The organism is Pseudomonas sp. MRSN 12121, assembly GCF_000931465.1.
In the GTDB taxonomy this organism is placed as follows: domain Bacteria; phylum Pseudomonadota; class Gammaproteobacteria; order Pseudomonadales; family Pseudomonadaceae; genus Aquipseudomonas.
Window position 1 is genome coordinate 6,649,764 of sequence record NZ_CP010892.1, and the last position, 16,400, is coordinate 6,666,163.

At 61.6% G+C, this 16,400-nt stretch carries 19 protein-coding genes and 1 pseudogene; 10 read left to right on the forward strand and 10 right to left on the reverse strand.

Annotated features, from left to right (window positions below; all coding sequences use genetic code 11):
* Nucleotides 1-177 precede the first annotated feature (177 nt).
* Together TO66_RS30390 and glnK are read right to left on the reverse strand one after the other, a co-directional pair.
* Nucleotides 178-1,515 (reverse strand): ammonium transporter, encoded by a 1,338-nt coding sequence (locus tag TO66_RS30390; protein ID WP_044465723.1) that lies wholly within the window; start codon nucleotides 1,513-1,515, stop codon nucleotides 178-180.
* Nucleotides 1,516-1,550: 35 nt separating this feature from the next.
* A complete protein-coding gene (glnK, locus tag TO66_RS30395; RefSeq protein ID WP_002555808.1) occupies nucleotides 1,551-1,889 on the reverse strand; it encodes a P-II family nitrogen regulator in 339 nt (112 codons plus the stop codon).
* Nucleotides 1,890-2,307: 418 nt separating this feature from the next.
* Between glnK and TO66_RS30400 the strand changes: the two genes are divergently transcribed.
* The 10 genes and pseudogenes from TO66_RS30400 (at nucleotide 2,308) to TO66_RS30445 (ending at nucleotide 11,470) form a co-directional block, all read left to right on the forward strand.
* On the forward strand, nucleotides 2,308-2,568 hold the full coding sequence (locus TO66_RS30400) for an accessory factor UbiK family protein (protein WP_044465724.1): 261 nt from the start codon (nucleotides 2,308-2,310) through the stop codon (nucleotides 2,566-2,568).
* Between the two features lie 224 nt (nucleotides 2,569-2,792).
* Nucleotides 2,793-3,854, forward strand: coding sequence for a CDP-glycerol--poly(glycerophosphate) glycerophosphotransferase (locus TO66_RS30405; RefSeq protein WP_044465725.1), 1,062 nt, complete (start codon nucleotides 2,793-2,795; stop codon nucleotides 3,852-3,854).
* Nucleotides 3,855-3,858: 4 nt separating this feature from the next.
* Complete coding sequence (locus tag TO66_RS30410) at nucleotides 3,859-4,386, forward strand: adenylyl-sulfate kinase (RefSeq protein ID WP_044465726.1); 528 nt, start codon at nucleotides 3,859-3,861, stop codon at nucleotides 4,384-4,386.
* Nucleotides 4,380-4,952: a hypothetical protein gene (locus TO66_RS30415; protein ID WP_044465727.1), complete on the forward strand. Its 573-nt coding sequence runs from the start codon at nucleotides 4,380-4,382 to the stop codon at nucleotides 4,950-4,952. Before TO66_RS30410 ends, TO66_RS30415 begins: the two co-directional genes overlap by 7 nt.
* Nucleotides 4,949-5,677: a formyltransferase family protein gene (locus TO66_RS30420; RefSeq protein ID WP_044465728.1), complete on the forward strand. Its 729-nt coding sequence runs from the start codon at nucleotides 4,949-4,951 to the stop codon at nucleotides 5,675-5,677. Before TO66_RS30415 ends, TO66_RS30420 begins: the two co-directional genes overlap by 4 nt.
* Nucleotides 5,674-8,076 carry a PEP/pyruvate-binding domain-containing protein gene (locus tag TO66_RS30425; RefSeq protein WP_044465729.1) on the forward strand — a complete coding sequence of 801 codons (2,403 nt, stop codon included), beginning with the start codon at nucleotides 5,674-5,676 and terminating at the stop codon, nucleotides 8,074-8,076. The genes TO66_RS30420 and TO66_RS30425 overlap by 4 nt, the downstream gene beginning before the upstream one ends.
* Entirely contained in the window at nucleotides 8,073-8,705 is a 633-nt protein-coding gene (locus TO66_RS30430) for a gamma-glutamyl-gamma-aminobutyrate hydrolase family protein (RefSeq protein ID WP_044465730.1), read from the forward strand. Before TO66_RS30425 ends, TO66_RS30430 begins: the two co-directional genes overlap by 4 nt.
* Nucleotides 8,706-8,711: 6 nt before the next feature.
* Nucleotides 8,712-9,461, forward strand: coding sequence for a phosphocholine cytidylyltransferase family protein (locus tag TO66_RS30435; RefSeq protein ID WP_044465731.1), 750 nt, complete (start codon nucleotides 8,712-8,714; stop codon nucleotides 9,459-9,461).
* Between the two features lie 109 nt (nucleotides 9,462-9,570).
* Nucleotides 9,571-10,599 (forward strand): annotated as a pseudogene (locus TO66_RS30440) (YifB family Mg chelatase-like AAA ATPase); the annotation flags it as partial.
* Between the two features lie 649 nt (nucleotides 10,600-11,248).
* Complete coding sequence (locus tag TO66_RS30445; protein WP_003109817.1) at nucleotides 11,249-11,470, forward strand: hypothetical protein; 222 nt, start codon at nucleotides 11,249-11,251, stop codon at nucleotides 11,468-11,470.
* A gap of 263 nt (nucleotides 11,471-11,733) precedes the next feature.
* On the opposite strand, the gene TO66_RS30450 is transcribed toward TO66_RS30445, so the two are convergent.
* From TO66_RS30450 to TO66_RS30480, 8 genes are all read right to left on the reverse strand, one after another.
* Nucleotides 11,734-11,991, reverse strand: coding sequence for a hypothetical protein (locus TO66_RS30450; RefSeq protein WP_003109818.1), 258 nt, complete (start codon nucleotides 11,989-11,991; stop codon nucleotides 11,734-11,736).
* A gap of 62 nt (nucleotides 11,992-12,053) precedes the next feature.
* Nucleotides 12,054-12,284, reverse strand: a complete 231-nt coding sequence (locus tag TO66_RS33550; RefSeq protein WP_153274562.1) for a hypothetical protein — start codon at nucleotides 12,282-12,284, stop codon at nucleotides 12,054-12,056.
* A gap of 413 nt (nucleotides 12,285-12,697) precedes the next feature.
* Complete coding sequence (locus tag TO66_RS30455; protein WP_003109819.1) at nucleotides 12,698-12,889, reverse strand: hypothetical protein; 192 nt, start codon at nucleotides 12,887-12,889, stop codon at nucleotides 12,698-12,700.
* Between the two features lie 111 nt (nucleotides 12,890-13,000).
* Nucleotides 13,001-13,285, reverse strand: coding sequence for a hypothetical protein (locus tag TO66_RS30460; RefSeq protein WP_003109820.1), 285 nt, complete (start codon nucleotides 13,283-13,285; stop codon nucleotides 13,001-13,003).
* Nucleotides 13,282-13,683: a hypothetical protein gene (locus TO66_RS30465; protein WP_003109821.1), complete on the reverse strand. Its 402-nt coding sequence runs from the start codon at nucleotides 13,681-13,683 to the stop codon at nucleotides 13,282-13,284. Before TO66_RS30465 ends, TO66_RS30460 begins: the two co-directional genes overlap by 4 nt.
* 185 nt (nucleotides 13,684-13,868) lie before the next feature.
* Nucleotides 13,869-14,663, reverse strand: coding sequence for an SIR2 family protein (locus tag TO66_RS30470; protein ID WP_003118060.1), 795 nt, complete (start codon nucleotides 14,661-14,663; stop codon nucleotides 13,869-13,871).
* Nucleotides 14,660-15,220 carry a non-canonical purine NTP pyrophosphatase gene (locus TO66_RS30475; protein ID WP_025986878.1) on the reverse strand — a complete coding sequence of 187 codons (561 nt, stop codon included), beginning with the start codon at nucleotides 15,218-15,220 and terminating at the stop codon, nucleotides 14,660-14,662. Before TO66_RS30475 ends, TO66_RS30470 begins: the two co-directional genes overlap by 4 nt.
* The gene (locus TO66_RS30480) at nucleotides 15,217-16,266 is read right to left on the reverse strand and encodes an adenosine deaminase (RefSeq protein WP_003109824.1); all 1,050 of its coding nucleotides are present in this window, start codon (nucleotides 16,264-16,266) and stop codon (nucleotides 15,217-15,219) included. Before TO66_RS30480 ends, TO66_RS30475 begins: the two co-directional genes overlap by 4 nt.
* Nucleotides 16,267-16,400: the final 134 nt, after the last annotated feature.

Here is a 16,400-nt window from a genome sequence, read left to right on the forward strand (position 1 = left end):
GCGCTCTGGAAAAAAACAAAGTGTCGAATATTCCTCCAGTGCTGTAAGTCATTGACCCGAAAAAAAAGCCATCGTCGAACTGGCTGACAAGCTCTGGAAAAAACCTTTGCGCTATCTGGAAATGACAAACTCCAGGCAAAAAAATGCCCGGCAAGCCGGGCATTTTTTCTCGGGCGATTACAGGTTGTAACCGCGCTCGTTGTGTTGCGCGAGGTCGAGGCCAACCGACTCTTCTTCCTCGGTGACACGCAGCCCGATGACCGCATCCAGCACCTTGAGGATGACGAAGGTCACGATCGCGGTGTAGATCACCGTGAAGCCCACGCCTTTGCACTGGACCCACACTTGCGCGGCGATATCGGTCACGGTGCCGAAGCCGCCCAGCGAAGGTGCGGCGAACACACCGGTGAGGATCGCGCCGAGGATCCCGCCGATACCATGCACGCCGAAGGCATCCAGGGAGTCGTCGTAACCCAGCTTGCGTTTCAGGCTGGTGGCGCAGAAGAAGCACACCACGCCCGCCGCCAGGCCAATCACCAGGGCGCCCATCGGGCCCACGGTGCCGGCGGCCGGGGTGATCGCCACCAGACCCGCCACCACACCCGAAGCGATACCCAGGGCACTTGGCTTACCGTGGGTCAGCCATTCGGCGAACATCCAGCCCAGGGCCGCCGCCGCGGTAGCGATCTGGGTCACCAGCATCGCCATGCCAGCGGTGCCGTTGGCGGCAGCCGCGGAACCGGCGTTGAAGCCGAACCAGCCGACCCACAGCATGGCCGCGCCCATCAGGGTGTAACCCAGGTTGTGCGGCGCCATCGGGGTGGTCGGGAAACCTTTGCGCTTGCCCAGCACCAGGCAGGCCACCAGGCCCGCGATACCGGCGTTGATGTGCACCACGGTGCCGCCAGCGAAGTCCAGCACGCCCCAGTCCCACATCAGGCCGCCGTTGCCGGACCAGACCATGTGCGCGATCGGCGCATAGACCAGGGTGAACCAGATGGCCATGAAGATCAGCATCGCGGAGAACTTCATCCGCTCGGCGAAGGCACCGACGATCAGCGCCGGCGTGATGATGGCGAAGGTCATCTGGAAGGTGATGAAGACCGCTTCAGGGAACAGCGCCGCCGGGCCGACCAGGCTGGCGGGCGTGACACCGGCCAGGAAAGCCTTGCCCAGGCCGCCGACGAAGGAGTTGAAGTTGACGACGCCCTGCTCCATGCCGGTGGTGTCGAACGCGATACTGTAGCCATAGATGACCCACAGGATGCTGATCAGGCCGGTAATGGCGAAGCACTGCATCATCACGGAAAGAATGTTTTTCGAGCGCACCATGCCGCCGTAGAACAGCGCCAAGCCAGGAATGGTCATGAACAGCACCAGGGCCGTGGAGGTCAGCATCCAGGCGGTGTCACCGGAATTGAGGACTGGGGCTGCCACTTCGTCTGCCGCCATGGCCAGGCCAGGCATTACGAGGGACAAAAGGGCTCCTAGCCCTGCGATTTTACGCAGAGTCATATTGTTTTCTCCTGGGGCGTTGGGTTTGGGGCGGCTTAGATGGCGTCGGTATCGGTTTCGCCGGTACGGATGCGGATAGCCTGTTCCAGATTGACCACGAAGATCTTGCCGTCGCCGATCTTGCCGGTGTTGGCAGCCTTGGTTATCGCCTCGATGACCCGGTCAAGATCCTTGTCGTCGATGGCGACGTCGATCTTCACCTTGGGCAGGAAGTCGACCACGTATTCCGCGCCGCGATACAGCTCGGTGTGACCCTTCTGCCGGCCGAAGCCTTTGACCTCAGTAACGGTAATGCCCTGCACGCCGATCTCGGACAGCGACTCGCGCACGTCGTCCAACTTGAACGGCTTGATGATGGCAGTGACTAGCTTCATGAAACTCTCTCCCGAATTGGTGGACTTGCCCCAGGAAAACAAACCCGACTCAAGTCTAAGCGCAGTGCCTGGCTTTGTAACGCATCGTCGGCCCTCCTCGGCCAGACCGACGCCAGCTAACCACTCCTGACGAAACACTTCCCCCGCTCCGTCTGCCGCACTGCATTCGTCACAGCGACTGCATCAGTGCATGGGTCATCAGCGTCTAAGCAGAAACCTTGCCATCTCGTGAAAACCCACTGATTTCAACCCCTTGGCCAGCCCTTCGAAAACCACTTCGCCATCATCGCCGCGGATACGCACAACAACGGTGCGCCGCTGCCCGAGACAATGCGCGAAAAGCGTGCACCAAGCCCGTGCAATTGACCGCAGAGCGTGCGTGATACACTGCGCGCCATTGTTTTTCAGGACTTTTCCCATGCTCGCGCCCAAAGACCTTCTCGACGCCCTGAGCGGCCATGCCGCCCGTCTGTTCAGTGGCGACACGCCCCTGCCCCGCGCTGAAATCGAAAGCCAGTTCAAAGCCTTGCTGCAAAGTGGCTTCAGCAAGCTGGACCTGGTCAGCCGGGAAGAATTCGACAGCCAGATGGTGGTCCTGGCCCGCACCCGCGCACGCCTGGAAAGCCTGGAAGCGAAGGTGGCCGAGCTCGAAGCCAGGCTCGACACGAACAAGCAGTAAGCGTTCCAGCGCCCTCTTCCGGCACAGGCTCGAACGCATGCATTGGCCATCGTTCGAGCCTGGCCTGTACCAGCAAAGATTTTCCGTCCTGCCGGTTCATTTCCTCTGCGCTACGCCGATAACATGCCCAGCGCCTGTGACTCGGCCCGGCCATGCCCCGGCATCCCGTCACGCCGCGCGAACGCTTGCCTCGACTTATTCTCCGTTGCGTACCAGGTAGCCCCATGACCGCGCCAGTTCCCTCCAGCCGCTTGGCTTTCTTCGTCCACACCGCCGAAATGGTCAATCACTATCAAGCGGTCTGGAGCCTGCTGGGGGCCGATGCTTTCGAGGTGGTGCTGCATGGTTCCCGCGAAGAACGCACGCAAAGTCGTACGCTCATCGAGGGGCTGGGCTACCGCTGCCATGGCAGCCTGGATGCGATCAACTCCGGGCACCGCTATGAGGTGGTGGTCTCCAACCACAGCATGTTCGACCACGGGACACAGCCGATCATCAAGGCGCTGGGCCACCGGCAGGTGCGCTTCATGTATGCCCTGGGCAAGGCCAGGCACAACTTCTCCGACTGGAACCAGCACTACGACCTGATCCTGTGTTTCGGTCCCTGGCAGGCCGAGCGCATGCGCCAATGCTGCAATGCGGTCACCTTCCAGATGGGCTACCCACGCTACGACGCCTATTTCCGCGAGCCTTGGCTGCAAGGTGCGCATCCGCCCGACCTGGCCCTGGACCCGACGAAAAAGACCGTGCTCTGGCTGCCGACCTGGCTGGAGCTGTCATCGATCAGCCGTTTCGCCGACGCCATGGCCGGGCTGTGCGAGCGCTACAACGTCATCGTCAAGACCCACCCGCTGTCAGCCGAGGCCGACCCCGAGGCGTTGGCGGTGCTGGAGCGCTACCGGTTCACTGCGGTGATTACCCGGGTCTACGACAACCTCACGCTGTTCCGCTGCGCCGACTATGTGGTGTCGGACTACGGCGGTACGGCCTTCGGCGCCCTGTACCTGGACAAGAACCTGTTGCTGTTGAACGTGCCGGACGCCGGGCGGGATGCGCTGACCGGCGAGGAGTCGCCCGATGTGCTGCTGCGCAACGACATCGTCAACCTCGACCCCGAGGCGCGCTGGCAACTGGCCGACCGACTGGAGGACGAATGCCTGTGGCAGGAACAGGCGGCAGTCCGTCAACGCCTGCGCCGCCACTATTTCGCGCCCAGCTATGGTTTCTCTGCGGAACTGGTGGTGCTGGCGCTGCAAAACATCGAAAACATACTCAAGCAGGGGTGAAACCATGGTGATCTGGTTGGTCGGCATGTCGGGCGCGGGCAAGACCACGATTGGCCGGGCCCTGTATGCCAGCCTGAAAGCGCAGCGGCCGCAGACGGTATTGGTCGATGGCGACGAGATCCGCGCCCTGTTTCGCCATGACCAGCGGGCGGATGCCTACAGCCTCGCCGGGCGCCGGGTCAACGCCGAGCGGATCCAGGCCCTGTGCGGCTGGCTCGATAGCCAGGGGATCGATGTGGTCTGCTGCATCCTGTCGATGTTCCAGGACATCAGCGACGACAACCGGCAACGCTTCTCCAGCTACCGCGAAGTCTTCGTCGATGTGCCGCTGAGCACCCTGATCAGCCGCGACAACAAAGGCCTGTACCAATCCGCCCTGCGTGGCGAGCAGAACAATGTGGTGGGCGTGGATATCGAATACCTGCCACCGCAACGCCCGGACCTGGTGTTGCACAACCGTCACGAGCCCGACGACATCCCGGGCTACGTGGCACGTATTCGCCAGCTTTGCGGGTATCCGTCGCCATGCTGAATTACACCTACAGCGAAGGGGATTTGCTGGAGAACCCGCAGACCTACCGTTACAGCAGCTTCCATGGCGCCGCCTTCGTCGTTGCCTGGCGCGACTCTCGCCTGGCCGCGAGCGCCCGGTTGCCGGCGCCGGCCCTCGCCACTGTGCAACCGCAAGGCCCGGCACACGCCGAAGACAGCGTCGCGCTGCTCGGCCACCTGTGCCTGGAAATGCGGGCGGGCAGCGGCGTTACCGGCCCTCTGGCGAGCTACTGGCTGCCCCGCCTGCTGAAGAAATTCGAAGTGAGCAAGCGCCTGTATGCCGGGTACGAGGCCCACGCACCGCACCGCCCTTTGCCGCACAGCGGCTATTCGTCCGTGCAGCCTTATCTGCTGTTGGCCGAATGCATGCTGCATGGCTGGCGGGCAAGCGGCGCGGCCTGCTACCTCAGCGGCCTGCTCAAACTGACCGACACCCTGGTATCGCAGCTGGAGCGCCTGCAGCCGGACCAGGGTGCCGGCCTGGCCTGGCTGCTGGCCCAGGAACGCCAGGTAGTGGCCGACGTCGCACGGGAGGCCGGCCTATGAGTCGCGCTCGCCTGCTCATCCTGTGCGCCCGCACGGCGCGTTCGGTCGCCTACCTGCAAGGCCTGGCCGCCGCCGGCATCGAGCCTGAAGCGGTGATTGTCTATGGCCAGGGAGGCGGCCCCCTGCAAACCACCCGCGACCTGCGGGTGCAGCCCCTGGCGGGGGTGTTCTGCCCCGACCTGAGCCAGGACCTCGACGCCTGCCTGGCGACCCTGGGCTGGCCCCATGAAACGTGCCCGGGGCAAAGCCTCGACGACCCGCACCTGCTGGCATGCATCGCCCGCCAGGCACCGGACCTGCTGGTCTATTCCGGCTACGGCGGGCAACTGGTGCCCGCGGCGCTGCTGAACCGCTACCCGGTACTGCATATCCACTCCGGCTGGCTGCCGGACTATCGCGGCAGCACGACGATCTACTACCAGATCGTCGAACGGCGCGAATGCGCCGCCAGCGCCTTGCTGCTCGACGAGCAGATCGATACCGGCCCGGTACTGGCGCGCAAAAGCTATCCGCTGCCTCCTGCCGGCCTGGACATCGACTACCTGTACGACAATGCGATCCGCGCCGACTTGCTGGTCCAGGTCCTGACGCGCTGGCGCGAAACAGGCCCCCAGGCGCTGCAGCCGTTGCCAGCCGAAGCCGAGCAACCGCCCTACTTCATCATTCATCCCTTGCTCAAGCACCTGGCCTTGTTGGCGGTGGACAAGCATGGGGAAGCGCCATGAACCAGGCCATCGCGGCACCCATTCGTTTCGGCACCAAGTCCGAAACCCTGGAGCGCCTGCAACTGCGGGTGAGCCAGTCGCAAATCCTGCCGTTGTGCTTCTTCACCGTCCGCCAATGGCGGGATGCGCCTGCGCATGTGCTGGCGAGCATTGCCGGGATGGAGCATGACGGTCATTTCGTGATCGTGCGCAGCAGCGCGCAGAACGAAGATGGCCTCAATAGTTCGATGGCCGGCCAGTTCAGCAGTTGCCTGAACGTCAGCTTCACCGACCCGCAAATCCTCAGCGGCGCCATCGAACAGGTCATCGCCTCTTTCGGCGAGCATCATCACGACGACAATCAGATCCTCATCCAGCCGATGCTCACCAGCATCCAGATGAGCGGCGTGGTGATGACCCATGACCTGGAGCATGGCGCCCCGTACTACGTGGTGAACTACGACGACGAGAGCGGATTGACCGATACCATCACCGGCGGCCAGGGCATCCAGAAAACCGTACTGGTCTACCGCGATACCGCCAGGGAACAGCTGCGTTCCCCGCGCCTGCAAGCGGTGATCGATGCCTGCCGGGAGCTGGAAGAGCTGTGTGGCAAAGTGCCGCTGGACATCGAATTCGCCGTCGATCACCAGCAGCAGGTGTATGTGCTGCAAGTACGGCGCATCACGCTGTGCAACACCTGGCATCCGGTCACCGAACGCCGGGTGGCGCGCCAGCTCGAACATATCCAGCGGTTCCTGGGCAAGCGCCTGGCTCCCCAGGCCGGACTGCATGGCGACACCACCCTGCTGGGGGTGATGCCCGACTGGAATCCCGCGGAGATCATCGGCACCACCCCGCGTCCGCTGGCCGCCTCGCTGTATCGCCGCCTGGTGACCGACTCGACCTGGCGCGAAGCCCGCGCCCTGATGGGCTATCACCCCCCCCGGCACCAGGCCCTGATGGTGATGCTCGGCCACCATCCGTACATCGACGTGCGTTGCAGCTTCAACTCGTTCCTGCCGGCGGGGCTGGAGGGCGGGCTGTGCGACAAGCTGGTCAACGCCTGGTTGCAGCGCCTGCAAGCCCACCCGCAATGGCACGACAAGGTCGAATTCGAGATTGTCCAGACCTGCCTGGACTTCACCTTCGACAGCGACTTCGCCGGGCGCTACGGCGTCGGCTTCAGCGCCACCGAACGGCAGGACTATCGCGCAGCCCTCGACCGACTGACCCGGCAGGCGCTGAGCGCAGACGGCGCCGGCGCGCTGGCGCCCTTGCTGGAACAGGTGCGTGCCCACGAGCGCCGGCAGCAGGAACGACGCCTGGGCGCCATGCCCGCCGACCTCGACAGCATCGACCGCCTGCTGCTGGAGTGCCGCGAACACGGCACGCTGCCGTTCGCCATGCTCGCGCGACATGCCTTCATCGCCGAAGCGCTGCTGCGCTCGGCCTGCCGCCGCGGGGCCTTGAGCCAGGATCGGCTGCTGGCCTGGAAGCAGTCGATCCAGACCGTCACCACCGAACTGACCCACGAATACGCCCAGGTCTGCTCCGATGCCCGGACACTGCCGGCTTTCGTCGCCAAGTTCGGCCATCTGCGCCCCGGCACCTATGACATCACCTCGCTGCGCTACGACGAACGCCACGACCTGTTCGCCGTCGCGAACGTCGAACTGAACCCCGGCGACAGCCCGCAGGCACCATTCCAGCTGCTGCCCGCGGAGCGCCAGGCCCTGCAGGCGCTGCTCGACGAGCAGCACTGGCCGCTGTCGGCCGAACAGCTGCTGGGCTACGCCAGCCAGGCCATCCAGGCCCGGGAATACGCCAAGCTGGTGTTCACCCGCGACCTGTCCGATGCCCTGCAACTGCTGGTGAGCTGGGGCGCCGACGTCGGCCTGGCCCGGGACGACCTGTCCTTTCTCGATATCCACCCGCTGCTCGACAGCCTCACCGCGCCCTTGATGGACGATACCGACCGGGTCCTGCTGGAGTCGGCCAGCCAGGCGCGCCGCAGCTATGAACAAGGTATCTCGCTGAAACTCGGGCACCTGATCAGCGCGGTCGACGATGTGTTCGTCGCCCCGCTGCACCGCAGCCTGCCCAACTTCATCACCCGGCAGAATGTCGAGGCCGCCGGCCTGGAGCTGCGCCAGGACACCCCGGCCTCGGCGCCGCTCAAGGGCAAGATCGTCTGCATCGAAAATGCCGACCCGGGCTACGACTGGGTCTTCACCCGCGGCATCGCCGGGCTGGTGACCCAATACGGTGGGGCCAACTCGCACATGGCCATCCGCTGCGCCGAGTTCGGCATTCCGGCGGCCATCGGTTGCGGCGAACAGCTGTTCAACCGCATCCTGCGCAGCCCGCGGATCGCCCTCAATTGCCGCGACAAGACCCTGAACCCGGTGCAGCCATGAAACGTCTCGGCATCAGCCTGAGGACCTGCAACCCCCAGGCCTACCACGAACCGCGCGATGGCCTGGCCAGGGACTGGTATCGCTTTTTTGCCGAACTCGGCTGCGGCAACCAATGGCTGCTGCTGCCCAACCTCGGCGAGGACACCGTGGCCTATGCCCGTGACCACGGCGTGCAAGGGGTGATTTTCAGCGGGGGCGACGACCTCGGCGGCGACCCGCTGCGCGACCAGAGCGAACAGGCCCTGCTGGCCCATTGCGTGGCCGAGCGGTTGCCGGTACTGGGGGTCTGCCGCGGCCTGCAACTGATCCACCGCTTCTTTGGCGGTGACCTGGCCGATGCCGACCGCAAGGTACACGTCGCACAGCGCCACCCCATCACCGTGCTGGCCGTCGACGAGTTGCCCTGGCTCCAGGGCCAGCCTGCCTCGCGCACGGTCAATTCCTTCCACGGCAAACAGCTGCTCGAACCGCTGCCCGGCGTTTTGCGGCGCTGGGCCGTAGATGCCAACGGCACCTGCGAAGCCCTGGTGCATACCCGCCTCAAGCTGGCCGGCATCATGTGGCACCCCGAACGCGAAGCGACACTGGGCGAAGCCGATCGACAACTGTGCCACTGGCTATTTGAGTGACCCGACATGAAAGCTGTAATCCTTGCCGCCGGCCGCGGCTCCCGCTTGCAAGACCTGACCGCCGAACAACCCAAGCCCCTGGCCCGCCTGGCCGGCAAGCCATTGCTGGAGTGGCAGTTGCAGGCCCTGGAAAGCGCCGGTGTCGACGCGGTGCACCTGGTCAGTGGCTATTGCCGTGAAGCCCTCGAAAGCTACGGCCACAGCCGCCTCTACAACGCCCACTGGGCCACCAGCAACATGGTGCGCAGCCTGCTGCGCGCCGACAGCCTGCTGTCCAGTGGGTCGACCCTGGTGTGCTATGGCGACATCGTCTATCGCCCGGACATCGTCCGCGACCTGATCGCCTCCCAGGCGCCCCTGAGCATTACCTACGACCTCGACTGGTGGGACCTGTGGTCGGCGCGCTTCGAGGATCCCCTCAGCGACGCCGAGACCTTTCGCCAACAGGCCGGGCAGTTGCTGGGCATTGGTGAAAAGGCTGCCCGCCGCGAGGAGATCGAAGGCCAGTACATGGGACTCCTGAAGTTCACCGCCGAAGGCTGGAGCCAGGTCAAGGCACTGCTGGCCGAAATGAGCGATGCGCAGATCGACAAGCTGGACATGACCAGCCTGCTGCGCGCCCTGCTCCAGGCCGGCACCGCCATTGCCGCCGTGGCCGTTCGTGGCGGCTGGGTGGAAGTCGACAATCCGTCGGACATTGCGTTGTACGAACAGCGCATCGCCCAGCCGGGCTGGTCCCACGACTGGCGCGGCTGAGCCGCCCGCCGCAACATCCTGAGTCCATTTACTGGCGCGACAAGCCCCCGCCCGGGGCTAGGCTTGCACAACCGCAGGATGCGGTTTCCCCAGCCTCAAGGAACGAGTCATGTCTCTGGCCATCGTCCACAGCCGCGCCCAGAGCGGCGTGCAAGCGCCGGCCGTATCGGTCGAGGTCCACCTGGCCAACGGCCTGCCGGCGCTGACCCTGGTGGGCCTGCCCGAAGCGGCGGTCAAGGAAAGCAAGGACCGGGTACGCAGCGCCATTCTCAATGCCGGCTTCGACTTCCCGGCGCGGCGAATCACCCTCAACCTGGCCCCGGCCGACCTGCCCAAGGACGGCGGGCGCTTCGACCTGGCGATCGCCCTGGGCATTCTCGCCGCCAGCGTGCAGGTGCCGACCCTGGCCCTGGAACAGGTCGAATGCCTGGGCGAACTGGCGTTGTCCGGCGCGGTGCGCCCGGTGCGCGGCGTGCTGCCGGCGGCCCTGGCCGCGCGCCAGGCCGGGCGCACGCTGATGGTGCCGCGTGCCAACGCCGAGGAAGCCTGCCTGGCGTCGGGGCTGAAGGTGATTGCCGTCGAGCATCTGCTCGAGGCGGCCGCGCATTTCAACGGCACCGTGCCGATCGCGCCCTACGCCTCGGACGGCCTGCTCCTGCAGGACCGGCCCTACCCCGACCTGAGTGAAGTGCAGGGCCAACTGGCCGCCAAGCGTGCCTTGCTGGTGGCCGCCGCCGGTGCGCACAACCTGCTGTTCAGCGGCCCACCGGGCACCGGCAAGACCTTGCTGGCCAGCCGCCTGCCCGGCCTGTTGCCGCCGCTGGAGGAGCAAGAGGCCCTGGAAGTGGCCGCCATCCAGTCGGTCAGCAGCCACGCTCCCCTGAGCCACTGGCCGCAGCGTCCCTTCCGCCAGCCCCACCACTCGGCGTCGGGGCCGGCGCTGGTCGGGGGCGGCTCGAAACCGCAACCCGGGGAAATCACCCTCGCCCACCATGGCGTGCTGTTTCTCGATGAGCTGCCGGAGTTCGATCGCAAGGTATTGGAGGTGCTGCGCGAGCCGTTGGAATCGGGGCAGATCGTCATCGCCCGGGCCCGCGACCGGGTGCATTTCCCGGCGCGCTTTCAACTGGTGGCGGCTTTTGTAAGCGAAACTGCTGATCAGGGATTTAGAAGCCAATGCTAGCTTCCCGCTCGCATACTCGCGCCTGAGAAAAGACAGGTCAGTCGCGCTGTTATCGAAGTACTTTGGCCCAGTCACGTCGGATCAGTGCTTCGCAGGATCGTATTCTGGCTGCGAAGTAGTGTTGCGAAACAATCCTCATGCTCCTCTACGTGGAGTAGGAGATGGTCACACCATCTGGATCAAGCAGACCCTACCAGCCCCGGTCAACAGCACATGCCCCACAACCACATCATGAGCCGATACCAGGAACAGTAAACCTCACCATCACCATCACCATCACCTGCCGCTACGCGAGCAAGTCGATAAGCGATACTTGGCATAGCGACAAAATGACCAGTCCAACATCACATCGTCATTGACCAACGACACACCGCGTCGTCAAGGCCGGACACGGAGGTACTGCTGTCGATCTCTTAGACTTGGAGCGCGATGCGCTGGCCCACGCTGTACCTGAGGGATGCTTGGCGGAGAACGGTTGGAAGGTGGGTCGCCGGGGTTCTTAGTCGATGCTATGAACAGTCGTCGAGTGTTCAAGAACGACTTCACCATGGCATTGGGCAAGGTTTTAGCGCAGCAAAAGACTTAATTCTAATTCGGAGGAAGCATGGGTATTTCGTACTACCTTGCATGTTTGGAGACGCGGCAATACGTCTGGGTAGGCAAGCTTGCCCCGCACGGGGTAGTGCCGGCGGCGGATGCCGACGGCTCCATCGCCATGTTCGCGCTGGAGAATCGGAACAAGCCGTTAATCGTCGTGAGCGAAAGCCATCCGATCCTCGAAGAGGGCGTAGAGTGGTCGCCGCCGATAACGCCGGGGCAACAATGACCAATTCACGCCAATCGAATCTCCAGACACTCGCCGCGCTACCTGTGATAGCGCACATCATCGATGGGCAGCTTGAAGCCCTGAAGAGCAGTACATCGCTCTCCAGCAAACACAAGACCAGCCCGGTTCGATGGATGACAGGACAGTTGAGCATGTGCTGAAAGGGGAAAACATGGGGCGCCGACAGCACTATTCTGCGGGGCCCCTCGCTTGCTTTTGGATAACACCAAACACTGCCACCGAGATACCTTAAGACGCGGAGGCTAGGCGCTGGCACTTACCCGCCGAACCTGGATAGCATGGCCAACGCTCACCTTGCGGCGGGGCTTGGCGTTGCCCACGACAATCGCGGATCCGTCGGCTTTGGTTTCAACGAGGTAGCTGCCCTGCACCTTCATGACGGTATGCCCGGCTGCGAGCGCTCGCAGATAGGCCGCGCGAGTCGCATCTGCGGCGACTGCTGGAATCTCGTCTTCAAGATTCCGAATCTCGCGTTCGGTAAGGCGCTTTTTTCTTGGCATACGTTTCTCCCGAGAGGAAGCTGGGCGTATCGGTGCCGCTCTAGGGCAATGCTACCCGCCGCTCACCAGATTCCGGTAGAACCGACCATCACATCTTCATTCCACCAACAGCTCGAACGGTCAAGAATCGACTGGGTCCGAGAACAGCAACGCCACAAGGTATAGTGTTTGAGATATTCGGCGACATTGGCCAAGGTGTTCTCGCTGGAACTCATGAACTTCAGGGCATCGAAGGGAGCCACCTTTGAGCGCATGTTCATCGACCCACAGCCAAGATCGAGGCGAATGTTCATGGTTGTCTAGCAGGCTGATTCGCCAGCTCGTCAACTCTGTGCCCACCGGTTGCAGATCCAGCCATGGATCTGCTGCGCACGGGGCATTGACTCCCCATGCGAGCGTAACCTTGTTTAAGGTAGAGAACGATGTCCACTATTTGCTACATCCGGCACGCGGCCTGTATGACCTGCTCGTGATCCAAGTACTGTTATCGGCTGAGTCGGATCTGGAGCGGCACTGAAAGGGAGGATGAGGTCGACCGGAATTTCATGAGCGCGCCGTAATAGCGACCTTGCCCTCCAGACCTGATGTGTGCAGGCAAACCATGTCACGGCATCGACGTGAGGTGTCCGCGGGTGGGACGGTTTCCGATCAACAGGCCCCACAGCTCATACAACCAGATACATCAAAAAAATTACGATGGGCAGGTCTACTCGGCTGGCTCACCAGGCGGGTGCTTAAGTTTCAAGGACAGCACACCCTCGACACGCTCAAGGATCAACTCATCCCCCACGATCCATCCCAGCCTATCCAGCAACTCGGAAGGCAGCTCGATGATGGCCTCACCACTACCGTCTCCGGGGTCTTGGCAGACCACTCGCCAGCTGTTGAGGTCACCCATGGTCATGTCCTCGTCACGTGATTACATCGCAGGCAATCGAGCAGTGGTCCCGGCCAAGCCGCGTGAGTCCAAGCTGAGCCGGCCTGCTCTATGACTTACGGAATCGGCCGCTCATGAGTAGCGGTACTCTTGCGGCGAAAAGCGTCCCTGGGGACCAAACAACAGCGTGGCAGTGAACTTTTCCAAATAAGCCACCGCTTCCTCTGGTGCGTGCTGCGTGAAATACGCCCGTTGCGCTGCGGGCAGTATGGCGCGGTGCGCCAGACAGGCCTTCACCATTTCTGCCAGCACAGAACCGCGAACGTCGTAACGCGCATCCACAGTGTCTAGGACCGTGCGATAGCAGGAGTGGTAGGCCGATTGATGATCGACCTGCCGTTGGCCATCACGACTCATCCCTGACTTCCCGCCTGCCAGGAGGCCAGAAACTGCAGCACTCGTTCAACCTGGCCCTGACTGACCAGTTGCTCCGCGGTCTGCTGTTCGAAGGTCGGTAAAGGCTCGAGGCGAAACCAAGTGATCGCCCGCTCGACGGCGACTCCGCTCTCGGCTACGGCCAAGATCACCCGCAGGACATCCGCGATAAAACGTTGTGTCGCTTCGGCATCGGATGCGCTGGCCGCATTTGGTTGGCTGCGACGATAGGCCGCGACCTGACCGGCAAACACGGCAGGGCTGAGGCCAAAGATCTCGGCATAGTGCTCAACCGAATAGGGCGCCCCGTTCGCGGGACACAGACAGTCGATAAGCTCAGCGGCCGACAGCACCTCTGGCCGGAGTGCTCCCTGGTTCATGGCTCATTCCTCCTGCCACGTCTCGCTCACAGCATGCCCGCAAACCTGCAAGGGGCAAAGCTCCCATTCGCTAGCCCGGGCCATTACGGTCTCCTTTTCCACGGAGTCGGCCAAAAGCTGCCGCTCGTATGCCCACTCTCGCCATGAGGGATAAATATTAACCCCTCAGGTCGCGACCAAATTTCCTAGCTCACCAATTCCTGAAGAAAGTCCGTGAGCGCCTTCTTGGGGTCATCCTCCTCCGAGACGATCATCTCAATTCCCCATTGACCCAATACTTCCCGTGCCACAGGGTTTGGTCGATTCATGAAGACGTAGGACTTCGGTCTGGCAGATGGCAGAACCGAGCGCCCCCACATTTCAGTCAAGCGATAAAACAGGAGTCGAATGTTGATATCCGAAATGCTGTATCCGATGAAGAGAACGGAATTTCCCAAGACGTCGTTGCTGAGCTTGATGTCCAGCGGAGAGTCATAATTCAATCGCTGAAAGTAACTGGTTTCATCAAGTACGATTGATGCCTCGTCATCGAAATCTCCATGGAATTTCACAATCTGACGCCGACCCTCAGTAGCAGATACGAGGTCGGCAACGCTTGCAATCTTGTCGTATGGCACCTCGTACTTGTCGTGGGCCATTTCCAGCCATCGATCGTAGTTGGTAGTGTAGATCCGCGAGAATCGTCCAAGAGCAATCAAACGATGAATCTCGGATGCAGCGATATCTGTACTGGACTTGTGCCATTCGCGGTCCATCCAACTCCGAAGCGGCCCCAAACTACCTTTTTTCCTCTTGTAGTACTCCGCAAGCGCTAGCGGCGTTCCATAAGTGGAGAAGATCTTTGGGTCATAGCCCAAGTCCTGAGCAATGCGCGCGATTAGTTCACCCCAAGTAGGCAGGCTAAGATTGGCAGACACCCCAGCACCTACAAAAAGCATCAGCTTGCCGGTTTGATATGCACGTAGTAACTCAGCGTTCATCTTATGCCCCCACAAGTTTTGAGATATTCGGCGAACTGGTCGAGTGCTTTGCGGCGCATTGAGATAGCGTCCTTAGCCGATCCCATCTCAGCGAAAGTTTGGGTGTGCCCGTTCGGGACGAAAACACAGTCCCATTGAAAGTCCGTTGGACCGGCCGGTACGAGTGGCACAGTTCCTTCGATGGAGCCTTCGAAAAGACGAATCTCGCGCCCATCACAATACCCGAGCACCGTCTTTGCGATTACTGCGGCATCTTTGAGACCAGCTACAAGCTTAACGAATCGATCTGCCTCCAGCTTATCCCAGAAAATCTGGGTTAAACCTGCTGGAAGCCCATTGAGACCGCTCAAGTAGAGTCCTGTGTGCTCGACGAAAAGAGGACGACCTATAGCCTCGAATGCCTTGGTCAACTTGTCCCGCACCAAGCGGTCAACATCCTCGGTCTGCAGCTCTTCAATTTTGCGCGACACCGATACGACTTCTACCCCAACAGGGGCAAGAATTCGCTGCACCTCAGTGACCTTGTGCTGATTTCCGGACATGAATCGAATTTTCAATCTAGACCCTCTATGAATGAATACCGTTTGGCGACGTCGAACTGCTCGTAAATATCACTAGCGGAGAGTCCCTCAATCATCGCCGTCGTATGATCATCCGCTAGGCCTCGCTGATGAATCGCCGGGTTGTCCGAGCAAATTACAAAGGGGACTTGGTGACGCCGAAACTCCAGCAGAGGATGGGCCTCGTCGACAGGAACAGCTCCGGTGAGCCGGTTGCTAATTGGGCATACTTCGACGCAGATATCCTGCTTTGCCAAGAGGTCTAGCAAATGAGGATCCTTGCTGGCTGCTGTTCCATGGCCAATACGATCTGCGCCAAACAATTCCACGGCTGCTCGAACGTTGTCCACGCGACCGGTTTCGCCTGCATGTATGGTGATCCCGAGTCCGAACCGATCTTTCGCCTTCCGAAACAGTGACGGTAATTCAGCTGGATGCGCAATTTCCTCGTCACCTGCCAGATCAAGCCCCACCACTTCATCCGGTTCACCGAGGTTTTGATACGCTTGCAGAAGTGCAGACAAACCAACCGAGCTGTAATCGCCGCGCGTCACCGTGAGGATCAAGCCGAGACGCATGCCGAAGAGGTCCGACGCGGCTCTGGACGATTCTATGAGGCGTTCCAGGGCTTGTGTGGGTGAGCAATTTTGCAGAGTAGCAAGGTACAAAACGCTGCTTCGGAGCTCCACAAAGCGCACATTGTTCTCCGCGAGACTCGTGACGACTGCAAGGGAAAGACGATCCAGGTTTTCGCGTTTTTTAGGAAAGAGCCGCAACACTTGCCAAGGGGTCAGGTATGACGCCAGTGACTGACACGGCGTGTGCCGCAACAGATCCCGCTCAATTAGAAAGCCAGACGGCAGCTCTGTTAATTCGTCCGCAAGAATGTCTTGAATGGTCGATACCGGGATCGCTCCGTTCATGTGCACATGAAGCTCTCCGCGATACAGCTTACTAAATTCTGCAGTAAAGCTCTGGCGCACCACCTCGTGCTCTATCTCTTCGCTCTGCGTTTTTGATAGGTCAACCTGCCACTGATTCAATCGCTATCCTTAGTCGCTAGCCACGAGCCAAGTTTTCACACCCCTTGACCGTCTGCGTTTTTACGACAATCCGAAAACCACCCTATGTACCTGCTGGTCAGGTAGTTCGTCCACATTTCTGACTTAGTACTTCC

Bases quoted from the DNA above. Each gene is read 5' to 3' on its own strand.
- TO66_RS30390 (WP_044465723.1), bottom strand. From the start codon at position 1,515: ATGACTCTGCGTAAAATCGCAGGGCTAGGAGCCCTTTTGTCCCTCGTA.
- glnK (WP_002555808.1), bottom strand. From the start codon at position 1,889: ATGAAGCTAGTCACTGCCATCATCAAGCCGTTCAAGTTGGACGACGTG.
- TO66_RS30400 (WP_044465724.1), top strand. From the start codon at position 2,308: ATGCTCGCGCCCAAAGACCTTCTCGACGCCCTGAGCGGCCATGCCGCC.
- TO66_RS30405 (WP_044465725.1), top strand. From the start codon at position 2,793: ATGACCGCGCCAGTTCCCTCCAGCCGCTTGGCTTTCTTCGTCCACACC.
- TO66_RS30410 (WP_044465726.1), top strand. From the start codon at position 3,859: ATGGTGATCTGGTTGGTCGGCATGTCGGGCGCGGGCAAGACCACGATT.
- TO66_RS30415 (WP_044465727.1), top strand. From the start codon at position 4,380: ATGCTGAATTACACCTACAGCGAAGGGGATTTGCTGGAGAACCCGCAG.
- TO66_RS30420 (WP_044465728.1), top strand. From the start codon at position 4,949: ATGAGTCGCGCTCGCCTGCTCATCCTGTGCGCCCGCACGGCGCGTTCG.
- TO66_RS30425 (WP_044465729.1), top strand. From the start codon at position 5,674: ATGAACCAGGCCATCGCGGCACCCATTCGTTTCGGCACCAAGTCCGAA.
- TO66_RS30430 (WP_044465730.1), top strand. From the start codon at position 8,073: ATGAAACGTCTCGGCATCAGCCTGAGGACCTGCAACCCCCAGGCCTAC.
- TO66_RS30435 (WP_044465731.1), top strand. From the start codon at position 8,712: ATGAAAGCTGTAATCCTTGCCGCCGGCCGCGGCTCCCGCTTGCAAGAC.
- TO66_RS30445 (WP_003109817.1), top strand. From the start codon at position 11,249: ATGGGTATTTCGTACTACCTTGCATGTTTGGAGACGCGGCAATACGTC.
- TO66_RS30450 (WP_003109818.1), bottom strand. From the start codon at position 11,991: ATGCCAAGAAAAAAGCGCCTTACCGAACGCGAGATTCGGAATCTTGAA.
- TO66_RS33550 (WP_153274562.1), bottom strand. From the start codon at position 12,284: ATGAACATTCGCCTCGATCTTGGCTGTGGGTCGATGAACATGCGCTCA.
- TO66_RS30455 (WP_003109819.1), bottom strand. From the start codon at position 12,889: ATGGGTGACCTCAACAGCTGGCGAGTGGTCTGCCAAGACCCCGGAGAC.
- TO66_RS30460 (WP_003109820.1), bottom strand. From the start codon at position 13,285: ATGAGTCGTGATGGCCAACGGCAGGTCGATCATCAATCGGCCTACCAC.
- TO66_RS30465 (WP_003109821.1), bottom strand. From the start codon at position 13,683: ATGAACCAGGGAGCACTCCGGCCAGAGGTGCTGTCGGCCGCTGAGCTT.
- TO66_RS30470 (WP_003118060.1), bottom strand. From the start codon at position 14,663: ATGAACGCTGAGTTACTACGTGCATATCAAACCGGCAAGCTGATGCTT.